Origin of the sequence: Blastochloris sulfoviridis (assembly GCF_008630065.1) — a bacterium.
Lineage (GTDB): Bacteria > Pseudomonadota > Alphaproteobacteria > Rhizobiales > Xanthobacteraceae > Blastochloris > Blastochloris sulfoviridis.
The window spans coordinates 24,706-35,227 of record NZ_VWPL01000035.1 but is presented as its reverse complement, the minus strand read 5'-3'; the positions used below and the strand labels follow the sequence as shown (position 1 = coordinate 35,227).

7 protein-coding genes are annotated in these 10,522 nt (G+C 57.6%); all 7 read right to left on the bottom strand.

Features of this window, described 5'->3' with window-relative positions:
* Positions 1-243 precede the first annotated feature (243 nt).
* Complete coding sequence (locus tag F1193_RS14700) at positions 244-1,044, bottom strand: hypothetical protein (RefSeq protein WP_150098555.1); 801 nt, start codon at positions 1,042-1,044, stop codon at positions 244-246.
* A gap of 796 nt (positions 1,045-1,840) precedes the next feature.
* Positions 1,841-2,206, bottom strand: a complete 366-nt coding sequence (locus F1193_RS14695) for a hypothetical protein (protein ID WP_150098554.1) — start codon at positions 2,204-2,206, stop codon at positions 1,841-1,843.
* A 316-nt stretch (positions 2,207-2,522) separates the two neighbouring features.
* Positions 2,523-2,777, bottom strand: coding sequence for a hypothetical protein (locus tag F1193_RS14690; RefSeq protein WP_150098553.1), 255 nt, complete (start codon positions 2,775-2,777; stop codon positions 2,523-2,525).
* A gap of 580 nt (positions 2,778-3,357) precedes the next feature.
* Complete coding sequence (locus F1193_RS14685; RefSeq protein WP_150098552.1) at positions 3,358-3,762, bottom strand: hypothetical protein; 405 nt, start codon at positions 3,760-3,762, stop codon at positions 3,358-3,360.
* A 2,249-nt stretch (positions 3,763-6,011) separates the two neighbouring features.
* Positions 6,012-7,388: a site-specific integrase gene (locus F1193_RS14680; protein ID WP_150098551.1), complete on the bottom strand. Its 1,377-nt coding sequence runs from the start codon at positions 7,386-7,388 to the stop codon at positions 6,012-6,014.
* Between the two features lie 200 nt (positions 7,389-7,588).
* Entirely contained in the window at positions 7,589-9,127 is a 1,539-nt protein-coding gene (locus tag F1193_RS14675) for a hypothetical protein (RefSeq protein WP_150098550.1), read from the bottom strand.
* 57 nt (positions 9,128-9,184) lie between these two features.
* Positions 9,185-10,477, bottom strand: a complete 1,293-nt coding sequence (locus tag F1193_RS14670; protein ID WP_150098549.1) for an adenylosuccinate synthase — start codon at positions 10,475-10,477, stop codon at positions 9,185-9,187.
* Positions 10,478-10,522 lie beyond the last annotated feature (45 nt).

The following is a 10,522-nucleotide window of genomic DNA, read 5'->3' as shown; positions in this document are numbered from 1 at the left end:
AAATCACCGTCCCAGAACTCTGAGACCGGTGAATCATGCAACCATGCCGGGCGCAACACCCTTTTGGGTCAGGCTCTCACTCACATTGCTAGCCCCTTTGTTATCCTGCTTATTAGAGCTAGCCGCAGGACTACCCCTTCCCTTAACTCTAGGACTAACTCTCCGGTTAGCTTCAGGCAGTATAATTCTATTATCGACATCCATATCTATTCGCTAACCTACCGGGGCTCCACCCCATGACGCTTATCTAGACACATGCTTCTTGCAGAGGTCATAGATTGCAGACCAACTAAGGTTAGTATTGGCCTTCATCCGCTTTACCGCATGCTTGGCGCAAAGCTCGTAGACCTCGCGAGACTGTGAAGCCCACTTACCGAGTTCATCGGCCTTCGCCTCGCCAAGCTCCTTAGCAATCTGCTTGACTGCGACAGTTCGCACATGGTCTACGTTCTTCTTAAGGACATCCTTTGCAATGCCCCGCTGTAGCGTTGCCTGCCAAATCTCGTCATCGTCAGAGATATTGCCCAGGGCTACGTCAAGGCCAAGCTCTGTCACGTCTTCCCGGTCTAGCCCCAGGTTAAACCCGATGCTATCCGCAACGCCCTCGTAAGTGATGACCTCCGATTCCGTGGTCAGCCCTTGTTCAAGCTTCTCTGCGATAGGGTCCGGTTCAACCTTCGCTTCGTTCTTCGCTGCAAGCTCATTGCTCGTCAGGTTAACTTTTTTTGAACGCGGGTCTGCTGACGTAGCCTCACCCTGCCCCAACGAAGAGGCAACCTGACCAGACAGACCATATTGCTTAGCCTGTGCCCAGGTCATCGGAATGCCATTGACGTTCACTACGTCACCTTCTGCAAGCTGTTCAGCCGAAGCGACATGCTTGCTAAACCCGTTGGCACCTTGGACTGTAGCACCCGAGAGCTTTGCGTCTTCGCTTGAGGCATAGTCCGTATCGTTCCAATGAGCGGAAGTGCCAATGGTCTGACTATTGCCCATCATGTCAGCATCGGTCGATTGAATGGTGTATGAATAATTAGTTCCCATGATATGTTTGATCCTGTGAATGCTACATACGTAGCTTCTTGAATATTGAATTAGACTTGATGTTAGATTTAGATATACACATCGCCCACCTGAGGGCGTCTGCGTTGACATTGGTCTAGGTAGTCAGCAAGCCGTAAGGTTTTCTTGTCGCTATTCGCAATGCGGTTACGAATGCGCTTAGCCAATGCGTCAGCCAATAGCGTAACGGCGTCACCACATATGCGGTATACCCAAGTGTAAGCCCATTGGCATTGCTTGGCGTATGCTGCACCGAGTGGCCACCTTAACCCAATGAAGGCACCACGCCCCTGCCATGTCCTATAGCATTTGCCTGTAGGGAACGTGTATAGCCCTGCCTTCTCTAGGGCTTGACCAATGGCTAGCTTGGCTATGATAGTGTCAGGCGAGAACTCCGGATTAAGGTAGCTTAGACCAAGAAACCAGCTTGCAGCATCCCGGTCTTTAAGCTGCCCCCTATAGGGCCTGACCTTAGGCTGAACCCTGTAGAACTCGGTTAGCTCTTGGCGTACCTTGTTAAGCGCCTCGTTGTCCTGGTACTTGGCGAGGATGTCTCTGCCCTCTGTGACCAAGGGGGCTAGCCTGTGCCTATTGGGCAATACCCTGTCGGCAATCCCTGTCGTCTGTCTTCGCTTCCTGTGAGCCTCGCATAGCTTGGTCAGCCCTGAGGCTGGCCGTGTGCATCCTTCGATCTCACAGGGCCTTGCAGGTTGACCCTCCTGCGGTTCCCACCAGCGCCTGTCTCTCGACGCAAGTCTGCTGGACGCAAGTCTGCTGGTCACTGCCGTGTCAGTTCTTCGCCGTCAGCATCGTCAGCGAAGATCGGCAGACCGAACGTAGGATGATAGCCAACCACGTAATCACCGTCAGGCTCTGACCTATGGTTAGCCCGGTCTGCCTGGGAAGGGATGAAATTGTTAGCCTGACGCTTACGCTCCATGAGTTCAGGCAAGGTGATGTGATTATTAGCCAAGAAGCTATTAAGCGAGTTCACCATGTGAGCTGAAATGTTACCGTCTTTCTTAGCATTGCTAATCACGATGCTAGCCAAGTCAACCATTTCGTATAGCAAGTCAATCATCTTGGCCTCAGCATCTTCGATAGTGCGAGGGTTAGCGAGGCCCTTAGTCTCCTTATCAGTCATCCGAACTCCGTTCATTGATATTAGCCCCCAGGTTATGCCCCGCGTAACTGTAGTTAGACGGGCGCTTAGACTCCGGGTTAAAGCCCAGCCTCAAAGCTTCGTTAAAGATTAGCTGGTTGATAATGCGAGAGTAGTTCTCTCCTGTCTGGTCTCGAATAACGCTTAGCGCCTTGAGGAAGAACCTGTTAGTTGCGAAGGTGAAGGCACCATTAGTGAATGACGCACTCTCGTCAGTCACGGCAGAAACGCTATAGGGTTCCGAGGCTGTATGAATGTTAGTCATGTTATATTCTCTTGTATTATATTGATTGTTATTTCAAATGTTACCAGCACACTCGTAGTGCTTAGCCAATTGCATAAAGAACGGAGGCAAGGTAACTCGCTTGCCCTTAGCTTCTGAGCACCGCTCGATAATGCTGTCGATATATTCAGCATCAGCAGGGCTTAGCTTGATGCAGAACTGGCGGTAAGGGTAGACGTAAATCTTGCCCTTAGGGGATTTAACTTTGTAGTTCGCGTATTCCTTAGTCATGGTGTTATTAGATGCCATTGCATCGTTAGTGAATGACATACTCCTTATTACTCCTTGGCATCATATGTGGACGCAAGTATGCTGGACGCAAGTATGCTGGACGCAAGTATGCTGGACGCAAGTATGCTGGAGGAAAATTGAAAAACTAATCCGCCTACACCGCAGGGGCCTCCAGGACGGGCGTTCTTGTTTTCAGGTAGGGCAACCTAGGCCAGACACTAAACGCCCGTGTACGGTCTTACCCGGCAGCGTAGAATTGATTTTATCTATTGCCTGACGGATAGGACTCGAACCGTGCGAACACTGGTCCTGCCTTGTTGTTCTCTTTGACCGTCCACTTGGCTAGCTTGCCAATAGTCCCTGACATATCCACCTTGGTTCCGTCTCGTGTTAGACCGAGGGTTAGGCCAGGGTCATAGCCTCTAGCTAAAAGTTCTCTTGCTGCACTTAGGAGGGGTTCCCGGTAATGCCCGAGGAACGTTCCATCAGTGGTCTCTACGTGATAAAGTGTAGTGTTGTACTCTTTGACAATAATCTTAATCATGGTGTTAGTATGAGAAGCTGCACCACATGTTAGCCACGTAGTGCAGACTGTGAACGTCAGTGCACTCCCTCTAGGTTAGGCTGCTGCTTGCCCTACCTTTCCAAATTTAGTGTTGATAAATTCTTTGATAGCTTCAAGCTCAGATATAGTGAGCTTTTCAACGAGAGCGCTTACCTCGAAGCGTAGGGCTAAGACTTGGCGCCGCTGTAAGGCGGCTTGCTTCTCAGCTTCACTTACAGGCTTCTGGTTTTGCGCGGATTGCTTTTGGGCAGTGGGCTGGTTCCTCCTGAAACCGTTTCTGTGTAACACGGAATCTTCCTTGAATACCTCTCTCGCTTCCTTGTTTTTCTCCTGCCTACGCTGGTTCCGCTCCTGATACCCCTCCCGGATTTCCTCCAATGTCGTCCGCCCGTCAGCAATCGCGATAAGCTCATAGGCGCGACTAGGGGCGATCTGTACGTTGTCCCTCAGCCATGCCACCCAATGCTGACCTGTCTGCTTAACTCGCTCCCTAGCAGCGATCAGGTAAAGCCCGGCAGCCTTGTACTACTGGTCCGCCTTGTCCTTATACTTGTCCCCTACACTGATGTGAGCCTTAGCTTGAGCGGCAATTTGCTCAAGAGTTAGTTCGTCATATGTTTGCATTGAAACTCCAGGGTCAGATACGTAGTGTCGTCAGGAAAAGAAGAACTCGGATTGCAAGACACCATCAATGTCGAGCGTACCTTTGGCAGGCAAAGGGTGCTTAACGAAGGAGCTATAACTGTCAGCAAGCCCCTTGGAGAGGTAAGACCACAGGTAGACCCGCCCTAGCCCATGGGTAACCACATGAGCAAAGCACAACCATTTGCTTAACAGGAAGGACTAGGGCAGGCTACCTTTGGCCTTACCTATTCGTTTGACGAGGAAAATTGAAAAACTAATTCAGACATTAACCTGACCTAGGATAGACCTAGGGTAGACCTGGATATAGCATATCGGTAGCCCAAGAAATTTGACCAAGAATGTAGACCATGGGTTAGACCTCTTGGTTTGACATTTGGAGAGGTCAATTAAAGAGACACCAATTCATATCACTCATTGAGAGACCCGCGTCTAACTCTTGCTGACCAGGGTTAGACATTAGACTGAAAGTCTCAGACATGAGTTCTAACTATTGTCAGCCTAGGTTAGACCTCTTGGTCTACCCTGCCATTTTAAACATGATCTAGACCTTGAGCTTCTGACCTTCGGTCTCTGTCTCTAGCAATGTTTAACCTTGGTTATACCTCTTGGTATACTGTCTCGGTATTACATTTCCAATATACCAATGACACCTACCAAGAGGTTATACCATTCGTTATACCAATGTTTAGCCCAGAGTTAAACAGGGCTGGGATAGTCTTTCCCTTTGGTCTCTCGTCAAGAGGAGGACGTTTTTCAGCCCCTCAGTTTTTCCGATAGTTATTATCGGCTTTCTCAGCACTATGCACATGCGGGATAAGCACGCTCAGCGGCGTCTTACGCATCTGGTTACGCAGCTTGCGTTTGTCCGTAGGTCTTCCCTCCCGGCAAATCCTCAGCATTTCCTCGAAGGAAGGAAGTAGGAGGTCAGCATCTGACACAGAGCTTTGCATGTCATTCTCCTGTGAACGCTAGTGAACTAGCTTCTTAGTTAGACATTATTTTTCCATTAGTCTACTTGTCAGCCGTAGGGTTCGCTAGTACTCCCCTACCTAAACATTGACACAGACTAAGCACAAGAAAGACACCTAGCCACGATTGACCCACAGGTCAACCCCCTAGTGTACCATTTCTTCTATCGCAACTATTGCTGTGTCGGGATAGTCTTGTGAACGACAGTGAACTGTCTTCTTGTGAGGGAAGGGAATGCCCTGGTCTACACTTGAGGGACGAGAGGCAGAACCCATGCTAGCGGCTGGTCTACCAGGGATAGCCCGTCAAAGCGTGACGCATGTCTGCTGGGAGGGTTGACCGACGCATGTCTGCTCGTACACGGCCGTTTGCCTTGTCAGGTAGGGTAGGACCAGCCAACCCCTAAACGCCCGTCAGTGAGCGTAGGCGAGAGCGTAGAATTGATTTTATGGGCATGGGTGAGCGCTGCCCTAAGCGCCATGGGGTGGAACCCAGCCGACGTGCGTCCGGCTAGCCCCTGGTCAGCCCCCGGTGCCCAAGCCCGACACTCTAAGCCACTGGTCTTGCAGGTGGTTAGGTCTGCCACTGTCTGCCGAGGTACAGCAAGGTACAGGATGGACGGGGTTAGACCCCATGAGTGCCAGCGGCTGAACGCAGTGGCTGGCAGCGGATGCGCTATCCGGTCCCGCTCCTTCGATCCCAACGGCTTGACGCTGGCGGATGCCACTCGGCTTGCCTTGACCTCAGGCACCCACCCCGTCTGTTCAACCGGGAAGAGGGTCGACACTTTGGACCGGGATGATGGTCGACAGGTCTCCAAAAATGGCATCGAAGGTCCTCCCTCCAATGCACTGTGACCTGTCGACCATCTGCCCGGTCTGAACTGTCAGGACTCTACCCGGTCCGTACCGTCTTCCGTCCTACCTACCCCCCACCCCCCTCAGCGTTATGCCCCCCTGATTCGCCAGGGGCTGGCCTTTCGTTTTTCCAGGGTGACACCCCCCCACCCCCATTGTTTCGCTGGGAGTGCCCCCAAAGGGGGAAAACAACCTTCGCCACGCACTATAAGGGCTTTCAGATATTTGCACTAAAATCTAATCCACTACCAGTTTACCAATCGCCTCCAGAAGTGGGGCATAGGCTCTCTCAAGGTCTTCCCTTAGTTGACCTATGGAGACACCCTTGCCGTAGTTGAAGGAGACGCCATTCCCGGCATGACCTAAGAGCCTAAGTTGATTGTCTTCACTAACCTCCGCCTCTCGCATCAGGTCTTTCGCCAAGTGACGCCAGGAATGCCAAGTCAGCTTTTCGTCTGTGATCTTGGCGCGTTTCCTGACCATCTTCATTAGCGCAGCCGATGCAATGTCAGACTTCCCGGCATACCTGGGGAATAGTGGTCCTGACGCTGGCAGACCCTTAAGCTCTTCAATGGCAGGGCCTATGATAGGAATAGTCCTCTTGCTTGACTTGTTCTTCAGCCGCCTATGGGCGTTTTCCTGAATTGTAATGACCCCTGCCTTCAAATTTACGTCAGCAGCGTCTAGCCCAGCGATCTCACCTAGCCTTGCCCCGGTGAATGCCGTAAGCAAACCGATACGCCTTAGGTCATCATTGCACGTGTCTAGCTTCCCAATGACTTGTCCAGCTTGGTCTAGCGTAAACGGATAGCGCTTTTCGTTATCCGCCTCATCGTCTAGAGCTTTTATGCCAACCCACGGGTTAGGCTCTTTGCTCTCCATTTCCCTGAGAGCCGTAGTGAACATGGCCTGAATAAAGCCAAGCTGCTTGTTAACTGAACCAGGAGCATAGCCTTTGTCAGACAGGCTCTCCATGTAAGCACGTGCTTCTATGCGGCTCACTCGTTCAATCGGCCTGTCTCCCTTCATGTAGGAGATTAGGTCATCAATAATCCGGCTCCGCTCTAGCTCAGCCTTCCGCGTCAGCTTGCGTGTCTTAAGGTAGAGAGCTAGCGAGTCCTTGATTGTGAATTGAACCTTGACCTTGCTGCCTTGAGCAATAGCTAGAGCCTTACTGACAGCCTTAAGCTTCGGATTATCCGGGTCTCTAGAAAGCGCCTCGCTAAGCTCTTCAGCATCCAGCATGCCGTGCTTGCGAAGGATTGCCTCATGAGCAAGTGACCAGTCAGGCAGGGACTCGCTGACCTCGGCAGCAATCTCCCTGGCATTCTCGAAAATGGCGATAGCGCCGGGGTTGGCCGCTTGCTCCCTCTTCCGCTTGGCTAGCTTGGCCTCAGGCTCAACCACGGTCTTTCGGAAGTGAGCCGCCCTCAGCAGGGCGACGTCTTCATCCTTGGTATCGAGGCTGAGCTTCCATTCCCACTTGCCACCAAGGAAGGGGCGAAGTGATTCGGGAACCGCCTTGCGGAAGACGTAGACCCCCGCCTTGTTCCTCGTGAGATTCTTCATACGGACAAAATAGCCGCGCTGACGTTGGGTGAAAATCTGGTCCACTTCTGTACCTCATTGGCGCAAAAGTGTTTGGATTTTCAAAGACCTAGCCTAGGTTAGAGGGTAGGCCAGGGGCACCACCCTTTCCGTTCGGCGTCCTTTATCCGGCGTCCTGCACCGCGCGATCCCGCCAACAGCCCTTGTTCGGAAGGGGGGGGGGCGGCGACCGGCATGTGAAACTCCGGTCCGGGCCTCAGTTCGCATCACTGCCCCCAGGCGGCGAAGGCATCCTCGAACACCTTGTCGCCGGGCACGCCCTTCTCGATCGACAGGATCGCCCGGCGGCCGTTCTTGTAGACCAGCGGAATATCGAGCCACGCCCGCTCCTTGAGGAGCTGGAGGTTGCGCTGCACGTCGGCCTCGATCGCCGACAGGCCGACGATGAAGAAGCCGGCGGTGACGTCGACGGCGAGCCCGGCCAGCGGCGCGCCGCGCTGGCCCTCGCTGCGCTTGGCCAGGATGCCGGGCACCTTGGAGACGCCGCCGAACGGGAAATCGGGCGGCGTCGTGAACATCAGCTCAATGGTGTGGCTCGCCGGCAGCGCCGGGTCGACGTTGCGCCGGATGGTGAGCGCCGCCGCCATCCGCCGCACGGGGATCTGGACGTCGGCCCGGATGGCGACATCCGGCGGCAGGCCGGGACCGGGCATGACGGTCTCCGTCCGCCAGGCGACGGTGCCGATCAGCACCTGGCCCTGCTGGCCGGCGGCCGGGTCTTCCTCATAGAGGATGGCACGCTGCGCCACCTGCAGCGCCTGCGCCGAAGGCTGGGCCGGCTGCTGCGCCGGTGTCTGTGCCGAGGGCTCGGGCGCCGGGGCGCGGGGCGCGTCCTGCGTCACCCGGTCGGTGATCTTCGGCCGTTCGGCCGGCTGCAGCGGCGCAACCGCCCGCGGGCGCTCGCCGTCGCCGAGCAGAGCGAGCTTCCCGGACGCCGCGAGCAGGCCGACCACCGCGGCCGCGACCACCAGCGAGACGATGCCGATGACGATCGCCCAGAATCGCAGGCGGCTGCCCCCGGTTTCGCCGGCCGCATCGAGGTCGTCGAGGCGCGGCCGCACGGCCACCGCCGGCCGGCTGGCAGGCCGGGGTTCGATCTTGGTCCGGCGGCTGCGGGCCGGCGGCTCTTCGGCCGGCGCCGGCAACCCCTCGCCCGCTGGAAAGCCCTCGCCCTCTGGCGCGGCCAAGGGCCCTAGGTGCCGCGACGGCTCGCCTGGGCGTGATTCGGCCGCGTCGGCGCCCGCCGGCGGCGGGGTGCGCGCCTCCCGGGCGGCACGGGTCGACAGTCCCTCCTCGCCGAGCTGCGCCGCCTCCTTCATGGCCTCGCGGAACGACGGCTTGCCGCCACCGCCGGTCAGCCGGTCGATGCGCGCCTGGAACGGGCTGGCCTTGCGCTCGGCCGGCTCGGACGAAGCCGGCGGCTTGGCAGGCGGCGCCGTCTCGGCCGCAGTCTCGGGCTTCGCCGGGGCAGGCTCGTCCGGGGGAGCGGGAGGCGGCGCCGGCGGCATAGGCGGCGGCGCACTGTCGCGCTGGCCGCGGGCGTACTCCGCCTCGATCTTGCGGATCGCCTCCTCGAGGCCCAGCCGCTCGCGCGTGATCTCCGATTCGGACAGCGGCGGATCCAGACCGCGAAGCTGCGTCACCAGGGCGGAGCGGGCCCGGTCGTACAGCGACCGCCGGGTCTCGGCGGTGTTCGTTTCCAGACCGGCGATCGCGCGGGAGAGCAGAGGTGCAAAATCCGCCATGGTCCTGATCGGGTCGGCCCCAGGCGCTGAGGCTTAGGCGCTGAGGCGTGGGGTCAGTTAGGTTTCGAACGGGTTCTGGACGAGGATGGTGTCGTCACGCTCGGGCGATGTCGACAACAGCGCCACCGGGCAGCCGATCAGCTCCTCGATCCAGCGCACATACTTGATCGCCTGCGCCGGCAGATCGGCCCACGAGCGCGCGCCGGCGGTGGAGGCCGACCAGCCGGGAATCGTCTCGTAGACCGGCTCGACGCGCGCCTGGGCGCCCTGGCCGGCCGGCAGATAGTCGATCTCCTCGCCGTCCAGCCGGTAGCGCACGCACACCTTGATCTCGTCGAACCCGTCGAGAATGTCGAGCTTGGTCAGGGCGATGCCGGTGATGCCGGAGGTCTTGACGGTCTGGCGCACGATCACCGCGTCGAACCAGCCGCAGCGCCGCGGCCGGCCGGTGACGGTGCCGAACTCGCGCCCGCGCTCGCCGATGCGCCGGCCGATGTCGTCGAAAAGCTCGGTCGGGAACGGCCCCTCGCCGACCCGCGTGGTGTAGGCCTTGGCGATGCCCAGCACGTAGCCGATGGCGGTGGGGCCGAGGCCGGAGCCGATCGCCGCGGCGCCGGCCACGGTGTTGGACGAGGTGACGAACGGATAGGTGCCGTGGTCGACGTCGAGCAGCGCGCCCTGCGCGCCCTCGAACAGGATGCGCGAGCCGGCCCGCCGATGGTCGTCGAGCAGCGCCCACACCCGGTCCATATAGGGCAGCACCTGCGGCGCCAGCGCAATAAGCTCGCCGGCCAGCTCGTCGCGCGGCACCGGCGGCATGCCGAGCCCCTGGCGCAGCGGATTGTGGTGAGCGAGCAGGCGGTCGATCTTGTCCGGCAGCGTCTGCGGCTCGGCGAGATCCATCAGCCGGATGGCGCGGCGGCCGACCTTGTCCTCATAGGCCGGGCCGATGCCGCGCTTGGTGGTGCCGATGCGCGTGCCGGCCGCCCCGCTCTCGCGCAGCGCGTCGAGCTCGCGGTGCAGCGGCAGGATCAGCGTCACATTGTCGGCGATGCGCAGCACGTCGCGGTCGATGCGCACGCCCTGGGCGGCAAGCCGCGCGATCTCGTCGACCAGCGCCTTCGGATCGAGCACCACGCCATTGCCGATCACCGACAGCTTGCCGGGCCGCACGATGCCGGACGGCAGAAGCGACAGTTTGTAGGTGGTGTCGTCGATGACCAGCGTGTGGCCGGCATTGTGGCCGCCCTGAAAGCGGACGACGACGTCCGCCTGTTCCGAAAGCCAATCGACGATCTTGCCCTTACCTTCGTCGCCCCACTGGGAGCCGACGACGACCACATTGGCCATATCTGCCGCCACGCCAGGGCCCGGCTGGGCCCGGAAAAATGAGAA